The organism is Breoghania corrubedonensis, from assembly GCF_003053845.1.
GTDB classification, from domain to species: Bacteria; Pseudomonadota; Alphaproteobacteria; order Rhizobiales; family Stappiaceae; genus Breoghania; species Breoghania corrubedonensis.
In genome coordinates this window covers 87,539-103,268 of record NZ_QAYG01000007.1, presented here as the reverse complement: position 1 = coordinate 103,268, position 15,730 = coordinate 87,539, and the positions used below count along the sequence as shown (strand labels likewise).

Below are 15,730 nucleotides of genomic sequence, written 5' to 3'. Positions count from 1 at the left end.
TCTGTCACCCATAGGGTGACATCTCCCCCTCAAGGGGGGAGAGGGGCGCAAGCGGGACAGGCACGGAACCCAGAGCGGCCAGCAGACGGGAGAGCAACGCATGCCTGATCGAGGCTCACGAGGGAGAGGCCCGAAACCATGACGGCGACAGCATCGGCGGCGCGCGCCGAAGGGCCCGCGCGCTTTCCGCTCACCGAGGCGCAACGGGGCATGTGGTTTGCCCAGCGCATCGACGCGGCAAATCCGACCTTCAACACCGGACATCTAGTCATCCTCGACGGTCCGCTGGACAGGACCGTCTTCGCGCAGGCGATAACGCAGGCGCAGCGTGAGGCCGAAACACTGGCGATCCGCATCCGGCCCGACGACGGGGGCGACGACACGCTGGAGATAGACCCGAGCCGCCTGCCCGTCCTCGAACGCCTCGACATGACGGGCGAGCCCGCCCCGGAGGCCGCAGCCCTCGCGCTTGCCCGGGCCGACATGGCCCGCCCGCTGGACCCGACCCGCGATCCGCTTGCCCGGCAGGTGCTCGCGAAGGTCGGGCCGGAACGTCATTTCTGGTACCAGCGCATCCACCACCTCGCCATCGACGGCGTCGGCACGATGACACTATGCGACCGGGTCGCCGATCTCTATGGCGCCCGTGTCAGCGGCCGGGAGCCAGGCGCGCCGCTGAGCCCCCTGTCCGCCGTGCTGCAGGAGGACGACGACTATCGCGCCAGCGAGAAATACGCAAAGGACCGCGCCTATTGGGCGGATGAAATGACAGGGGCGGAGGCGGCGAGCCTCGCGGGCACCAATGCCGCCGCCTCGCCGCGCATCCACCGTCTGTCGCGCGATCTCGATGGCGCGCTGCCCGATGCCCTGATGCGGCTGTCGAAACGTGCGCAACTGCCGTGGCCCGATGCCGCGACCGCGCTCATCGGCGCCTATTGCGCGCGCCACATCGCGGCGGACGAGGTGGTGCTGGGCGTTCCTCACATGGGACGCTTCGGCACGAAAGCCGCGCGCGCCGCCTCCATGGTGATGAACGTGCTGCCGCTGCGCTTGCGCGTGGACGAGGACGCGCCGCTTGCCGATGTCCTGAACGAGGCGGCCAAGCGCATGATGAAAGGGCGGCGGCACGGGCGCTATCGCGGCGAACAGATCGCCCGCGACCTGCGGCTCGTCGGCACCGGCCGGCGCCTCACCGGTCCGCTCGTCAACATCCTGCCCTTCGACGAGGCGCCGCAGTTCGCGGGGCTTTCGTCGGAACTCGTCATCCTCGGCACCGGGCCGGTGGAGGACCTGACAATCTCGCTGCGCGGTGATCCGGCGACCGGGCGCATGCGGCTGGAGATCGAGGCCAACCCGGCGCTCTACGACGAGGCGGACATCGCCGCACATGCCCCGCGCCTTGAGGATTTCCTGATACGGGCGGCGGATGCGGAAAGGCTCGCCGACGTGGCGACGGCAAGCACGGCGGAAGCCCGCTGGCTCGAGCGCCTCAACACCACAGCCCATCCGATCGAGGAGACGACGCTCACGACGCTCATCGAGCGGCGTCTCGCCGCAACGCCGGAGGCGGTTGCCATTTCCTTTGCCGGCGAAACGGTGAGCTACGGCGAACTTGATGCGCGCTCCGCGGCCCTTGCCGCAAAGCTTGGCGCGCTCGGCGCGGGACCGGAGAAGATCGTCGCCGTGGCGCTGCCGCGTTCCGTCGAGCTGATCGTCGGACTGATCGCGATCCTGCGCGCCGGTGCCGCCTACATGCCCGTCGACACGACCCATCCGGCGGAACGACTCAGGCGCATCTTCGACTCCGCCGGGCCGGTGGCGACGCTGGCACTGCCCGATGCGGCGCTGCCCGCAACGGCCGCGATCCTTGCGCCCGATGACTGGCCGCGAGAGGCGGATACGGTACCGGCGGGCGGCGCCGATCTGACGCCCAACAATCCGGCTTACGTGATCTACACGTCGGGCTCGACCGGCGAGCCGAAGGGCGTGGTGGTGGAACACCGCGCCATCGTCAACCGGCTGGAATGGATGCGGACGCATTACGGCTTTTCCCCCGCCGACCGCATCCTGCAGAAGACGCCGATGACCTTCGACGTCTCGGTCTGGGAGTTCTTCCTGGCGTTCCTGTCGGGCGCCACGCTGGTCGTCGCCCCGCCGGACGCGCACAAGGACCCGCTTGCACTCGCTCAAATTCTGCGCACGGAGCGGATCACCACCTGCCATTTCGTGCCCTCCATGCTGGGCGCGTTCCTCGCCGAGCCGTCCGCGAAGGGGCTCGACATCGCCCGTGTCTTCTGTTCGGGCGAGGAACTGACGGCGGACCTGCGCGACCGGTTCCACAAGACGATCGCGGGCGAGCTGCACAATCTCTACGGGCCAACGGAGGCCGCCGTCGATGTGAGCTACTGGCCGGCCTCACGCGACGACGCATCGCGCCCGGTGCCGATCGGCTGGCCGGTCTGGAATACCGCGCTGCATGTGCTCGATGCCCGCATGCGGCCCGTGCCGCCGGGCGTCGTCGGCGATCTTTACCTCGCCGGACGCCAGCTTGCGCGCGGCTATCTCGGAAGGCCGGACCTGACGGCGGAGCGCTTTATCGACGATCCGCATCGATCAGGCGACCGGCTCTACAGGACCGGCGACGTGGCGCGGCGGCGGCACGACGGCGCGGTCATGTTTCTCGGCCGCATCGATCATCAGGTGAAGATCCGCGGCCTGCGCATCGAACTCGACGAGATCGAAGCGGCGGTGACGGGCTCCGGCCTCGTGCGCCAGGCGGGCGTCATCGCAACAGACCGGGACGGCCTCGGCCCGCGCATCCTCGCCTATGTCGTGCCGGGCGAAGGCTATGACGAGGAACGGCTCGCCGCCCATGTCGCGGCACTTGTTCCCGACTACATGGTGCCCGCGGCCTTCGTCGCGCTCGATGCCCTGCCGGTGACGACAAACGGCAAGCTCGACCGTGCCGCCCTGCCCGCCCCCGATATCGCGGCAACCCAGGGCCGTGCGGCCGCGACGGAGACGGAAATCCGCGTAGCAAGCCTCTTCGCCGAAATCCTGAAACTGAAAACGCCGCCCGCCGCCGACGGCGACTTCTTCGCGCTCGGCGGGCACTCGCTGCTGGCGGTGGAGCTGATGCGCCGCATCCGCGAGGAATTCGGCCGCGATCCGGGGCTCGGCGCGCTTTTCGCCAATGCGAGCGTGGAGCGGCTTTCCGCCGTGATCGAGGCGGCGGACGAACGGGTGAGCGGGCTCGAACCGCTGATCCGGCTCACCGAAGGCGACGGGTTGCCCGTCTTCGTCATCCATCCGGCCGGCGGTATCTCGTGGTGCTATGGCGGGCTCGCCCGCACGCTCGGCAGGCCCGTTCTGGCGCTTCAGGCCCGCGCGCTCTCGCCCGATTGCCCGGCGCCCAAGAGCCTTGCCGCGATGGCAGAGGACTATGGCGACCAGATCCTCGGACACGCGCCCGCCGGGCCGATCCACATCGCAGGCTGGTCGGTCGGCGGCATCCTCGCGCAGGCGGTGGCGGCAAGCCTGCAACGACGCGGCGCGCGGCTCGGCGTCGTCGCGCTTCTCGATGCCTATCCGTGCGATTGCTGGCGCGACGAACCCGACCCGGGCCCCGGCGCGGAACTGAAGGCGCTGCTGGCGATTGCCGGCCACGATCCCGACCAACTGGTGGCGGACGGCCTCGCCCTGACACGGCCGACGGTAATGACATTCCTCAAGGAAAGCGAAAGCCCGCTCGGGCAACTCCCGGACGAGGCGCTCGACGGCGTGATGCGGGTGGTGGCAACCAACAACCGACTGGTGCGCGGCCATCATCACGACCGGTTCTCCGGACATCTCACCCATTTCCGCGCGGCCCTCGACCACGGGACGAGCGGACTGACGCCGGCAAGCTGGGCACCTTATGCGGACGGGATCGAAATCATCGACGTGCCGTCTCTGCACGGATACCTGACCGGCGCGGAGGCGACCGCGATCATCGCGCCGGAGCTGAAGAGCCGGCTTGAGCGCGCCGAACGCGCGGAAACGGAGGCGCAGCATGCGTGACAGCGGATTGAAGGGGCGTGTGGCACTGGTGACGGGCGCGCGCGGCGGCATCGGTGCGGCCGTGGTTCGGCTTCTGGCGGAGGAAGGTGTGCGTGTCGTCGCCGCCGATATCGAGGCCGCCCCGGCGGTGGATTTCGCGATCGACTGCAACGGGGCGCGGATCACCAATGTCGATCTGGACGTTACCGACAGCGCCGCCGTCGATGCGCTGGTCGCACGCATTGAAAGCGACATCGGGCCCCTCTCCATCGGCGCCAACATCGCCGGCGTTCTCTCCACAACGCCCATCATGGAAACCGACGATGCGGACTGGCAGCGGGTTTTTGCGGTCAATACGGGCGGTGTTTTCCATGTGTCGCGCGCGCTTGCCCGGGTGATGAGCCCGCGCCGCAAGGGCGATATCGTGACGGTGAGTTCCAACGCGGCCGGCATCCCGCGCCACTCCATGGCGGCCTATGCGGCCTCCAAGGCGGCGGCCACCATGTTCACCCGCTGCCTGGGGCTGGAATTGGCCGAATTCGGCATCCGCTGCAACGTGGTCGCGCCCGGCTCCACGCTCACCCCGATGCAGACCGGCATGTGGGCCGACGGGAGCGGCTCGGAGGCCGTGATCGCGGGCCAGCCGCAGGTCTTCAAGACGGGCATTCCGCTTCGAAAGATCGCGACGCCGGAGGATATCGCGGAAGCCGTGGTGTTCCTGCTGTCGGCGCGCGCCGGCCATATCACCATGGCGGATCTCTATGTGGACGGTGGGGCGACGCTCAGGGCGTGAGGGGAATGTACCCGCCTGTCAGGACGCGGCGGCCAGAAGGTCAATGCAAAGCCGTGAACTCACCGCTTGCTCCCCTCTCCCCCTTGAGGGGGAGATGTCGGCAGCAGCCGACAGAGGGGGGTGAAGCGACAGGTTCGGAGCAAGCGGCGTTACCCCCCTCTGTCACGCATTCGCGTGACATCTCCCCCGCAAGGGGGGAGAGGGGAGCAAGCTGTGAACTCACAGCAAACCGCTGCCACACCCCTTACGCCGGCCCGTCGACGCTCACCTGCAGGAACCCGCGCGAACAGCGCTCCACACGTGCCGAAACACCGTAGACAGCGGCCAGAACCTCGGGCGTGACCGCCTTTTCCGGTGTGCCGTCGGCGACCACGGCGCCTTTCGAGAACACCATCACCCGTTTGCACCAGCGGCAGGCGAGCGCGATGTCGTGCAGCACGATGATGGCGACGATGCCGCGTTCGCGCGCGACCTCCTCCACCAGCGCCATGACCTTGTGCTGGTGGTTGAGATCGAGCGCGCTCGTCGGCTCGTCGAGCAGCAGCACCCGCGGCGAACGCACGATCGCCTGGGCGAGGCTCGCGAGCTGGCGCTGGCCGCCGGACAGTTCGTCGAGCGATGAAAGTGCGAGATCGGCGATGCCGAGGCGTTCGAGCGCCCGCATCGCCTCGTTGCGCGCGCCCTCGGGTGACATCCCGGCAAGCGGCGATGCCCGCAATGCGGCCAGCACCGCCTCGAACACCGTGAGCGCCACGCGCTGCGGCAGGCTTTGCGGCATGTAGGTCACGCGCGAGGCGCGCTCGGCAACCGAGAGCGCCGTCAGGTCTTCCCCGCAGAGATCGAGCCCGCCCGTCATCGGCAGCAGCCCGGCCAGGGCGCGAAGCAGCGTGGTCTTGCCCGCCGCATTCGGGCCGAGCAGTGCCGTGACAGAGCCTCCCTCGATGGCAGGCACGCTCAAGGTCTCGATGATGCGGCGACGACCGTAGCCGGCGCAAAGGTCGCGGATCGTCAGGAGGGAGGAACTCATGTCCGCTCGCGGCTCGTGAAGATGAGAAAGATGAAGAACGGCACGCCGATGAGCGCCGTCATGATGCCGACGGGAAGGACGACACCGGTGGCCAGCACCTTGGAGAGCGCGGAAGCGAGCGACATCAGGAGCGCGCCGGTGAGAACGGAGGTCGGCAGGAAGAAGCGATGATCCTCGCCCACCATGAGCCGCGCGATATGGGGACCGACAAGCCCGATGAAGCCGATCGTTCCGACGAAGGCCACCGACGTACCGGCCAGCAGGCTGACGCGCACCAGCGAGACGAAACGCAGGCGCGCGACATTGATGCCGAAGCTGCGCGCCCGGTCCTCGCCAAGCCTCAGCGCGGTCAGCTTCCACGCATCCTTCAACGACAACGGCAGCAGGATGATGAGCAGGAACGCCAGGATCGCCAGCTTGTTCCAGCTCGCCCGGCCGAGGCTTCCCATGGTCCAGAAGACGAGCTGCTGCAGCGCGTCCTGGCTGGCGACGAACTGCACCAGCGCCACCAGCGCGTTGAACGTAAAGACCATGGCGATGCCGACGAGGACGAGCGTCTCCACGCCCGCACCGCGCGCCCGCGCCATGCCCTGCAGCAGCAAAACGGAGGCGAAGGCGAACAGAAAGGCGTTGCCGGAGACGATCCAGTCGGGCGGCACGCCGGGAATGCCGATCCCGAGCACCAGCGCCAGCGCCGCCCCCAGCGAGGCGGCCGACGAGACCCCGAGCGTGAACGGGCTCGCCAGCGGATTGTTCAGAACCGTCTGCATTTCCGCGCCCGCCAGCGACAGCGCCGCGCCCACGAGAATGGCGACGATCGCCGCCGGTACGCGAACGTCGAAGATGATGATGCGTTGCGGCAGCGAAAGCTCGCCCAGGCCGAAAAGCCCTTTCAGGGCGTGCGGCACACCCATGCTCGAGGGACCGGTGATGAGGTCCAGAACGAAGGAGGCGCAAAGGGCGAGCGACAGAAGGACGAGGATGACGAGGCGACGGCGGATGCGCGCGTCATAGCCGGAGATCCACGCGCGCGCCTCGCCTGCTGCCTCTTCCGATTGCCCGCTCCCGGCGGACGGCACGCGGCTCGTCATCTCGCATCCTTCGCGAAAACGTGTGGCGGGAAGACTGGTCCACCCGGTCGCCTCGGTGATGCAATAGATGAGATTTACAGTCAAGTTTTATGGCGTGATATCGGATAGGTCGATATGGTGCGTCGCGCCGCAGGGACATCATCAGGATTTGAAGGATACGGACAGATCATGAAAGCCGTCGACGCCGAAGCCCGGACCCTGCCGGAAACGAGCCCCGTTCTGGTGGCGGGCGCGGAAACCTTCGACATCGAGGCGAGCGCCACCGGCGCGCCTTACCGCATCTTCCTCTCCACGCCGGCGGCCCCGGCACCGCGGGGCGGCTATCCGGTCATCTATCTGCTCGACGCGAACGCCGATTTCGCCTTGCTGTCGGAGACGATGCGGCGGGTGAACCAGCGGGTGAGCTACACCAATATCGACCCGGCGGTGATTGTCGGCATCGGCTATCCCGGCACGTCCGATTTCGAGCCTAACCGGCGGATGCTGGATTTCACGTCCGGGCCGTCGATCGATCCCGACGTCCGACCCGACGCGCCTTTTGGAGGAGCGGAGGCCTTTCTCGCCTTCATCGAGGCCGACCTGAAGCCGCTGATCGCGCGGATGCGGGCCATCAATACGACGCGGCAGATCCTGTTCGGCCATTCACTCGGCGGTGGCTTCGCGCTGGAGCTTCTGGCCGAGCGCCCGGACCTTTTCCACGGCTGGATCGCGGTCAGCCCCTCGCTGTGGTGGAACAAGGATCGGCTTCTTGAGAAGTACGCCGCGCGCAAGGCCGCTCCGGCCGCCACCCTGCCCGAGGCGGGGCTCCGGGTCATCGTGCTCGCCGGCCGGCTCGAAGAGGACATCGCCCCCTGGCACCTCACCCACCCCGACCGCGAGATCTTCAAGACCCGCAAGCGGCGACGCCGGATGTGCAATAACCCGAGCGAGCTGGCCCCGGTCATCGGCGATACATATCCGAACGCTGATGTGGCGCTGACCATATTCGACGGCGAAGATCACGCGACCGTTCTGGCGCCGGCCATCAGCAAGGCGTTCCGCTTCGCGCTGAAGCCGGTCAAGGCGGAGTGACCGCCCCTCGGACCTGGCGCCAGTACGCTCACACCGGGGCGACATCACCGTGCCGGCGGCGCGCACGCCGGCGGGATCCGAGAGAAACGGCAAAGCGCCATGGCCCTTTCCGGCCGCGATACCTCGCGCTCCCCGGAGGATATGTGTCCTTGCGCCATATGCTCTGCATTCACTCAAATGAGGAGAGCGGCCGCACGGAATTGAGACTGTTCCGCGAGAGTTCGAGTTTCTGGCCGAGCATCTGAATTTCAGTCCGACGGCCAAGCCGTTGAACATGATCCATCCTGCGGATCGACGGTTCGCAACGCGACCGGTTATGCTTGGCGAGCATGTTCATTTACCCAAAAAGAATTACCGTAAATATATTACATCTATATCATACATAGTACACATAGTCTTCTGACTGCATAATTACAATATAAAGAAAATAACGAAAAACGTCCGACGACGAGCAGATTTTACTTGTCTCAAGAGTGAAAATCTTGTGGGCAATGAAGTCGAGCAGGGAAGGCCGGATGGGTTGTCGAGAAAAGGAGACCGTTTCTGGAGCGCTGCTTGCACCGCTGCACGACGGAACCCGGAACCGCGCGCAGTCTCACCGGATGGCCCGTTCGGTCGCGACGCCCACATGCCGCGACCACCGATCGGCACGCACCTCGCTCCAGCGGGACTGGAGCCGGGAAAGCCATGGGCCACCAGGAGCACCACCGGCGATGAGCAACTGCGAGGACCGCTTGTTCGAAGGATCGGCGGCGCGCGAGCAGCCGCCGACCACCGGCCGCCCCTGCGCCGCCCCCCCCGCGACGCCGAACGGATCGGGCCGATACCGCCCCTTTGGAGCCAGGCCCACGAGCAATCAAGCCCCCGGGAGATCATGCCCGCCGGGAAATCAAGACTGAGGAAGCCATGACTGTCGAAAACAAGGTCATCATCTCCGCCGCCCTGACCGGCGCCATGACCCCCAAGGACATCAACGAGAACATTCCCCTGACACCGGAAGAAATCGCCAGCGACGCCTACGCCTGTTGGCAGGCGGGGGCTGCTGTCGTCCACCTGCACATGCGCGACGACAACGGCATCGGCACGATGGACCCGGCGAAGTTCAAGGAAACGATCCGCCTGATCCGCGCTCACGAGGACTGCGACGTGGTCATCAACTGCACCACATCCGGCGACAACCGCGCCACCGACGCGCAGCGCATGGAACATGTCGCGACGCTCGACGGGATCGAGATGGCCTCCTATGACGCGGGCTCCTTCAACTGGATGCCGGGCGGCGTCTTTACCAACTCCCCGAAGTTCCTCGGCGAGCTCGGCCAGGTACTGATGAACCGCGGCATCAAGCCGGAGATCGAGATCTTCGATTCCGGCATGCTCGGCGTCGCCGGCTACTTCATGAAAGAAGGCAAGCTCTCGATTCCCGGCCACTACCAGTTCTGCCTGGGCGTGCTCGGCGGCATGCCGGCCACCGTGGAGAACCTGCTCTACCTCAAGTCGAAGCTGCCGGCCGGCTCGACCTGGTCGGCCTTCGGCATCGGCAAGGACCACCTGCCGATCATGTACGCCGCGCTCGCGCTCGGCGGCAACATTCGCGTCGGCCTGGAGGACAACGTCTATTTCTCCAAGGGCGTGAAGGCCACCAACCTGCAGCTGGTTGAACGGGCCGCCGACGCAATCCGGCTCTTCGGCAAGGAGCCGGCCAGCCCGGCGCAGGCACGCGAAATCCTGGGCATCAAGCCGCTCGCGCGCTGATCGTCCGTTCCTTACCTGAGACCTGCTGGAGTTTTCTCGATGAGAGAAGCCGTCATCGTATCCACCGTCCGCACCCCGGTCGGCCGCTGCCGCGGCCAGTTCGCCCCGGTGCCGGCCCATATCCTCGGCGCCGCCGCGGTCAGGGAGGCGGTCGCCCGCGCGAAAATCGATCCTGCCCGGATCGACGACGTCATCTACGCCAACCTGATGAACAACGAAATCAACAACATGGGCCGCATGGTGGCGCTCGAGGCAGACCTGCCGGTGACGGTGCCGGGCATCACGCTCGACCGTCAGTGCGCGGCCTCTCTGAACGCCCTTGCCTACGGCGCCATCCAGATCATGGCGGGCTTTGCCGACGTCATCGTCGCCGGCGGCGTGGAAAGCGACTCGCGCCGCACCTATTCGCTGGAAAAGTGCGAGGTGCCCTACTCCGTCGCGCCGCCGCAATTCGTCGACATCCACACCGCGCCCGACCGCGTCGGCCATGTGACCATGGGCATCACGGCGGAAAACGTCGCGAAGAAATACGGCTTCACCCGCCGTCAGCTCGATGAGTTCTCGGCGCAGTCCCATGCCCGCGCCACGAAGGCGTGGGATGCCGGCCTCTTCGACGAACAGATCGTGCCGATCGAGGTCAAAGGCCGCAAGGGCAGCACGATGATCAGGCGCGACGAGCCGGTGCGCGCCGACTGCACGGCGGACACGTTGGCCGCTCTGAAGCCCTGCTTCATCGCCGACGGCATCGTCACGGCGGGCAATTCCTCGCCGATGAGCGACGGCGGCGGCGCCATGGTCATCATGGAACGCAAGGCGGCGGAGGCGGAAGGGCTGCCGATCCTGGCCGTGTTCCGCAGCTATGCCGCGGCCGGCGTCGATCCCAACATCATGGGCGTCGGACCGATCGCGGCCGTCGGCAAGCTACTGGCGCGCGAGAAGCTCACCGTCGCCGACATCGACCTGTGGGAGCTCAACGAGGCCTTCGCCTCGCAGTCGCTCGCCTGCATCCGCGATCTCGGGCTTCCGATCGACAAGGTCAACCCGAACGGCGGCGCCATCGCGCTCGGCCATCCGCTGGCCGGCACCGGCGCCATCCTGACCGCCAAGACAGTCTACGAAATGCACCGCTGCGATCTGGAAAAGGCCGTCATCACCTTCTGTGTCGGCGGCGGCCAGGGCGTGGCCGTGCTTCTTACGAGGGATTGAACATGCTGGGAAAACTCCGCGCACGTGAAGAGATCGTGGCGCTGTTCAAGGACGGCCAGACGATCGCGATCGGCGGCTTCGCCAATCATGGCACGCCGAACGAACTCATCGAATGCGTCATCGACAGCGGCGCTCGCCACCTGACGCTGGTCTCCAACGACACCGGCGACGCCAACCTGACGATCGGCCGCCTCGTACACGAGGGCCGCATCGACAAGGTGTTCTGCTCGCATATCGGAATGAACACCGAGACGGTGCCGCTGAAGGAGGCCGGGAAGATCGACGTCACCCTGATCCCGCAGGGCAGCTTCGCCGAGCGCCTGCGGTGCGGCGGCTCGGGCCTTGGCGGCGTGCTGACCAAGACCGGCCTCGGCACGATAGCGGCGGAAGGCAAGCAGATTATCGAGGTCGCCGGCGAGACATACCTGCTGGAACCGGCGTTGCGCGCGGAGATCGCGCTTGTGCGGGCGCGAACCGCCGATCCGCTGGGAAACCTCACCTATCGCGGCACGAGCCGCAACTTCAATCCGCTCGTCGCCAAGTGCTCGGATCTGACGATCGTGGAGGCCGACATGATGGTCGAACTCGACGAGGTCGGTCTCGACCATATCGTCACTCCGGGCGTCTTTGTCGACATGATCCTGGCCAGGTAGGGGAAGTCAGATGGACAAGCGTAACAGGATGGCCAAGCGCGTCGCGGAATACTTCAAGCCCGGCGACATTATCAACCTCGGCATCGGCATTCCGAGCCTTTGCGGCAACTATGCGCCCAAAGGCGTCATGCTGCACACCGAAAACGGCCTCATCGGCGTCGGCCCCGCCTCCACGGGGTTGCAGAACGTCGAGAGTTTTTCGAATGCCAACGCCATGCGTTTCGTGCCGGTGCCCGGCTCCAGTGTCTTCGACAGCGCTGAGTCGTTTGCCATCGTGCGCTCCGGACGTCTGGCGGCAACCGTGCTCGGCGGGCTGCAGGTTTCCGTTAAGGGCGATCTCGCCAACTGGGCCCGGCCGGGCAAAACCGTCGGCATGGGCGGCGCGATGGATCTAGTCAACGGCGCGCGTCAGGTCATCGTCACCATGGATCTGGTGACCAAGACCGGCGAGCCGAAGATCCTCAACGAATGCACCTTCCCGCTGACCGGCAAGGCCTGCGTCAGCCATATCGTGACGGACCAGTGTGTGATCGACGTGGTTCCCGAAGGCCTGCTGCTGCGCGAGATTCTTGAGGGACTGGCGCCGGAGGATATCCAGAAGCAGGTCGAACCGACGCTCGTTGTGGCCGGCGATCTGGCCGTCATGGCCGAGTGACATGATCGGGTGAGGCTTTCTGGCGGCGACGCCGGATGCCCCTCCCCGCAGATATCGCGCCTTGCCTGAGGGCGCGCGCCAAGAGGGTACAGGTTCAGCGCAAAGGTCCCCCTTCCGTTGGCCTTGCCCTCGTGGCAGTCGCCGCCGATCCCGGTTCAAACCGGGGTCGGCGGCGATTTATCTTGTGCGCCAAATGAAGGTCGTGACCGCCGGTTTGACCGGGCGGACCCTCAAGGCCCAAGCCGTCCGACGGCAGCATTCTCCTCAGGAGCCGGATGGCGACGTCATTGTCGCGGCAGGCGGCTACCATCCGGCGGGCGGCGCAGGCAATATGCCTGGCCCCAAACAGAAATGCGGGCCGCTGCCTCCTTTCGAAGGCAGCGGCCCGCACCTTTGGTTGCCGTATTCCGATATCGTATTGCGCCGAAAGCGGTTACTTGCCTGGTCGGTAGAGCGGAACGCCCACGCCGATATGGAAGAAGGAGACGCCCATATCATTCTCCGTGCGGATGTTCTGGAGATAGCGGGCCGACACGGTGAATTTGTCGAAGTCGTAGCTGAGATACGGCCCGGCCATGACGTGCATGACCTGCGTATCGTCCAGCTTCACACCGTACTGCTCGTCCTCTTCCAGCTGCTGCGTGTAGTTGGCGACGGCGCCGACCTGCCAACGGCCGAACCGCTTGGTCGCCGTCGCGTCCAGATAGTAGAAGCTGCCAGTCTGATAATCGTTCGACTCGTTCTTGGTGTTGAAGTCGAAGGTGTTGTTCAGCGTGAGGTTCCAGCCGTTGGCGAGGTAGCTGACGGCCAGGTTCGGTTCGAAGGTCCAGAATTCGTTGGCGTAGCGGTCGAAGTCACCGGTCTTCATGTAGATGTTCATGCCCGTCCCGACGAAGAGACCGTTTCCGAGATCCCAGGACAGGATGGCCGGCGTCAGGATCAGGTTGAACAGCGCGTCGGTGATTTCGGAGCCCGTGGTCTCGGTATGCTGATACGGCTGGGTGATCGCCATGCCGTAGCGCGCGCCGAGGACCTCCCAGCCGGGAACCCACAACAAGGTCGGCGTCACGCCGATATTCATCGTGTTGATCGACCGCCCGGCAGGTTTCACCCGCTTGCCGTCGTCGCCCCTGAGCGAGCCGTTGTTTACGAACGTGTCGACGGAGAAATAGAGCCCGTCAGGCGGCAATGCACCCGCCGCATTGCCCGTCGAACCGCCAGGCTGCATCGGGGTCAATCGTTCCGCAGCATTCGCCGAGGACATCGGAAGCAGCGCAGCGCCCGCCGCCAGGCACGCATACACGCCGAACACCTTGAGATTTTGCATGTTTACTTGCACTCTCTACTGGAGGTTGGTTACCCATGAAGATTTGAATTTCGGGACTGCGAACGCGCCGAAATCCCGGAGATGTCCCGATGGACGGGGTCTCGGTCCACGGACTTTCTCGTTGCGATCGGTTCTCTCGCGCGCCTCCCTGGCTCGGGTTACTGCGAAAAAAACTTGCGAACGAAAGAGCGCGCCCGTGTACATGCATGTATCCATCGCAGTTCTCCGGTGTATTCGCGCGCTTTCGACCGAAATAAATCTCCGCTTCCGCGTCGAATAGTTATGCTTTTCTCCCTTCTCCCCCCGAAAGATGAGCAATATTCATCAGGCCGGGACTCCCTGCGGAATCTCGTCAAATCGCGAATATAATCATCCATTTGAGAATATATCGTGCTTCGGGAAATGGATTTCCTTCAGATACACCTCGCAAAAACATCGTATCGATGGAACATATTATGGCTAATACTATTTCAGTATTTTGCTAATGCTTCGGAAACATAACCAGGGACTTGATCCGAAGCCGTTGCGCGAACCGCGCCCCGATGTTTCGCGACGACAGTCGCCCGGGCATTCGCCTCGCCGTGGGCAATGCCCGGCAGGCGCATGAAGCGCCACTCGTGACCTGGCCGACTTCGCCCTACAGCTTATGCGCGAATGGCATAATCGAAATATATAAACAGAATTTCTCTTATACATATCGACAGTGATAACTATTTATTCGAATAAGCATCAGTACGCGAAAGTATATTTATCGCAAAGACGATCGCTTATCGCAAGAATAGAGAAGCCAATTGCGGATGGCGCATGTCGACGAGGTGCTCTCGCGGGGTGTGCTTGAAAAGGAGTACAATATGGCGATCAAAGCCAATTTCGAATCCGACGCCGGCAAGCGGAAGGAAATGTCCCACGAAGAACTGGGCACCATTCCGCACATGCCTTTCGAGGAATATTCCGAGCGCCTGAAGCATTGCTTCCAGATGAAGCGCACGAACGGCATCCTGGAAGCCCGCATGCACACCAATGGCGGCCCGATCCAGTGGGGCGCGCCGCTTCACCAGGGCCTGCACTATTTCTTCGATTGGGCCGGCCGGGATCCGGACAACGAGGTCATCATCCTCGGCGGCACCGGCCCCGATCTCTTCAAGGGCATCGGCCGCGTCGGCAAGAACGGCGAGTGGCTGCCTTCCACGGAGTTCGCCTCGGCCCCGCAAGAAGCCTGGAAGATGTACGAGTACCAGTACTATGACGGCACCAACGACATCGAAGGCCAGGTCTTCGACATCGAGGTTCCGACCATCGGCGTATGGAACGGCGGCGCCTTCCACTCCGATCTGGTGCTGTTCTCCGACATCACGCTGTGCACCGAGGACGCCTGGACGACCGAGATGCACTACCGCGTCAACATGGTCCCCGGCGACGGCGTCCAGATCGCCTGGCGCGAGCTGATGGGCCGCAAGCGCTATGCCTATGCGGAGCTCACCGGCGAGATCATCACCGCCCGCAAGGCGCTACAGCTCGGCATGGTCAACGAGATCTGCACGGACACCGAAGCCTGCTACACGCGTGCGCACGAGATCGCCGAACTCATCATGAGCCTCGGCACCCGCGTCACGCGCCGCATCACCACCCAGCAGATCCGCAAGCCCTGGAAGGAAGACATCGCCAACGAGCTGCGCAATGCCTTCTCCACGGAGATGTTCGTCACCGCTACCGAGCATTCCCCGCATGAGATCGGCTACTGGGACTGGGCCAAGGAAGAGGCCGAACTCGTCAAGGCCGCCGAAAAGAAGGGCAAGATCGTCCGTCCGCGCGTAGGCGGCGGTCAGGAGGAAGACGAGATCAAGTAACGACAGGCACGGAGAGGACGCGCCTCTCCATCCTTTCATGCAAACAGATGGGCCGGCACGCATCAAAGGCGTGCCGGCCTTTTTCTTGCTTTGACCTCCATGTCGCGCGCAAGGACGCCCCCGCCCTGCAGCCTCTCCGCCCGGGCATATCCCTCGCGCCATGAGCGCCGACCGTCCTGCCTCGCCGCCATCGGACTGCGGCCGGGCGACGGTAGGTGAGGCGAGGAAAGGATCGATACGACACGGCAGAAATGCGCCGCGGTGCGGTCC

12 protein-coding genes are annotated in these 15,730 nt (G+C 65.1%); 8 read left to right on the top strand and 4 right to left on the bottom strand.

Annotated elements, in window-relative coordinates; all coding sequences use genetic code 11:
• Nucleotides 1–138: 138 nt before the first annotated feature.
• Both C8N35_RS17010 and C8N35_RS17005 read left to right on the top strand, forming a co-directional pair.
• Nucleotides 139–4,059 (top strand): non-ribosomal peptide synthetase, encoded by a 3,921-nt coding sequence (locus C8N35_RS17010; protein ID WP_107990914.1) that lies wholly within the window; start codon nucleotides 139–141, stop codon nucleotides 4,057–4,059.
• Nucleotides 4,052–4,831 (top strand): 2,3-dihydro-2,3-dihydroxybenzoate dehydrogenase, encoded by a 780-nt coding sequence (locus tag C8N35_RS17005; protein ID WP_107990913.1) that lies wholly within the window; start codon nucleotides 4,052–4,054, stop codon nucleotides 4,829–4,831. The genes C8N35_RS17010 and C8N35_RS17005 overlap by 8 nt, the downstream gene beginning before the upstream one ends.
• Before the next feature lie 244 nt (nucleotides 4,832–5,075).
• Here the strand turns inward: C8N35_RS17005 and C8N35_RS17000 are convergent, their stop codons facing one another.
• Together C8N35_RS17000 and C8N35_RS16995 are read right to left on the bottom strand one after the other, a co-directional pair.
• On the bottom strand, nucleotides 5,076–5,858 hold the full coding sequence (locus C8N35_RS17000; protein WP_107990912.1) for an ABC transporter ATP-binding protein: 783 nt from the start codon (nucleotides 5,856–5,858) through the stop codon (nucleotides 5,076–5,078).
• Nucleotides 5,855–6,949: a FecCD family ABC transporter permease gene (locus C8N35_RS16995; protein WP_107990911.1), complete on the bottom strand. Its 1,095-nt coding sequence runs from the start codon at nucleotides 6,947–6,949 to the stop codon at nucleotides 5,855–5,857. Before C8N35_RS16995 ends, C8N35_RS17000 begins: the two co-directional genes overlap by 4 nt.
• Nucleotides 6,950–7,117: 168 nt before the next feature.
• Between C8N35_RS16995 and C8N35_RS16990 the strand changes: the two genes are divergently transcribed.
• Complete coding sequence (locus C8N35_RS16990) at nucleotides 7,118–8,020, top strand: alpha/beta hydrolase (protein WP_170122142.1); 903 nt, start codon at nucleotides 7,118–7,120, stop codon at nucleotides 8,018–8,020.
• Nucleotides 8,021–8,615: 595 nt separating this feature from the next.
• Here the strand turns inward: C8N35_RS16990 and C8N35_RS23710 are convergent.
• Nucleotides 8,616–8,870: a hypothetical protein gene (locus C8N35_RS23710; RefSeq protein ID WP_146177424.1), complete on the bottom strand. Its 255-nt coding sequence runs from the start codon at nucleotides 8,868–8,870 to the stop codon at nucleotides 8,616–8,618.
• Nucleotides 8,871–8,926: 56 nt separating this feature from the next.
• Between C8N35_RS23710 and C8N35_RS16985 the strand changes: the two genes are divergently transcribed.
• From C8N35_RS16985 to C8N35_RS16970, 4 genes are read left to right on the top strand one after another with little or no spacing between them, the layout of a single operon-like run.
• Entirely contained in the window at nucleotides 8,927–9,772 is an 846-nt protein-coding gene (locus C8N35_RS16985; RefSeq protein WP_107990909.1) for a beta-keto acid cleavage family enzyme, read from the top strand.
• A 39-nt stretch (nucleotides 9,773–9,811) separates the two neighbouring features.
• Nucleotides 9,812–10,978 carry a thiolase family protein gene (locus tag C8N35_RS16980; RefSeq protein WP_107990908.1) on the top strand — a complete coding sequence of 389 codons (1,167 nt, stop codon included), beginning with the start codon at nucleotides 9,812–9,814 and terminating at the stop codon, nucleotides 10,976–10,978.
• Nucleotides 10,979–10,980: 2 nt separating this feature from the next.
• Nucleotides 10,981–11,631, top strand: a complete 651-nt coding sequence (locus C8N35_RS16975) for a CoA transferase subunit A (protein WP_107990907.1) — start codon at nucleotides 10,981–10,983, stop codon at nucleotides 11,629–11,631.
• Nucleotides 11,632–11,641: 10 nt separating this feature from the next.
• Nucleotides 11,642–12,286, top strand: a complete 645-nt coding sequence (locus tag C8N35_RS16970; protein WP_107990906.1) for a 3-oxoacid CoA-transferase subunit B — start codon at nucleotides 11,642–11,644, stop codon at nucleotides 12,284–12,286.
• 433 nt (nucleotides 12,287–12,719) lie between these two features.
• Here C8N35_RS16970 and C8N35_RS16965 read toward each other — a convergent pair whose 3' ends face one another.
• A complete protein-coding gene (locus tag C8N35_RS16965) occupies nucleotides 12,720–13,613 on the bottom strand; it encodes a SphA family protein (protein WP_107990905.1) in 894 nt (297 codons plus the stop codon).
• Between the two features lie 851 nt (nucleotides 13,614–14,464).
• Here C8N35_RS16965 and C8N35_RS16960 point away from each other — a divergent pair.
• Nucleotides 14,465–15,460, top strand: a complete 996-nt coding sequence (locus C8N35_RS16960) for an enoyl-CoA hydratase/isomerase family protein (RefSeq protein ID WP_107991019.1) — start codon at nucleotides 14,465–14,467, stop codon at nucleotides 15,458–15,460.
• The last annotated feature ends 270 nt before the right edge of the window (nucleotides 15,461–15,730 follow it).

Excerpts from the sequence above, each read along its gene's own strand:
- C8N35_RS17010 (WP_107990914.1), top strand. The coding sequence starts at position 139 with ATGACGGCGACAGCATCGGCGGCGCGCGCCGAAGGGCCCGCGCGCTTT.
- C8N35_RS17005 (WP_107990913.1), top strand. The coding sequence starts at position 4,052 with ATGCGTGACAGCGGATTGAAGGGGCGTGTGGCACTGGTGACGGGCGCG.
- C8N35_RS17000 (WP_107990912.1), bottom strand. The coding sequence starts at position 5,858 with ATGAGTTCCTCCCTCCTGACGATCCGCGACCTTTGCGCCGGCTACGGT.
- C8N35_RS16995 (WP_107990911.1), bottom strand. The coding sequence starts at position 6,949 with ATGACGAGCCGCGTGCCGTCCGCCGGGAGCGGGCAATCGGAAGAGGCA.
- C8N35_RS16990 (WP_170122142.1), top strand. The coding sequence starts at position 7,118 with ATGAAAGCCGTCGACGCCGAAGCCCGGACCCTGCCGGAAACGAGCCCC.
- C8N35_RS16985 (WP_107990909.1), top strand. The coding sequence starts at position 8,927 with ATGACTGTCGAAAACAAGGTCATCATCTCCGCCGCCCTGACCGGCGCC.
- C8N35_RS16980 (WP_107990908.1), top strand. The coding sequence starts at position 9,812 with ATGAGAGAAGCCGTCATCGTATCCACCGTCCGCACCCCGGTCGGCCGC.
- C8N35_RS16975 (WP_107990907.1), top strand. The coding sequence starts at position 10,981 with ATGCTGGGAAAACTCCGCGCACGTGAAGAGATCGTGGCGCTGTTCAAG.
- C8N35_RS16970 (WP_107990906.1), top strand. The coding sequence starts at position 11,642 with ATGGACAAGCGTAACAGGATGGCCAAGCGCGTCGCGGAATACTTCAAG.
- C8N35_RS16965 (WP_107990905.1), bottom strand. The coding sequence starts at position 13,613 with ATGCAAAATCTCAAGGTGTTCGGCGTGTATGCGTGCCTGGCGGCGGGC.
- C8N35_RS16960 (WP_107991019.1), top strand. The coding sequence starts at position 14,465 with ATGGCGATCAAAGCCAATTTCGAATCCGACGCCGGCAAGCGGAAGGAA.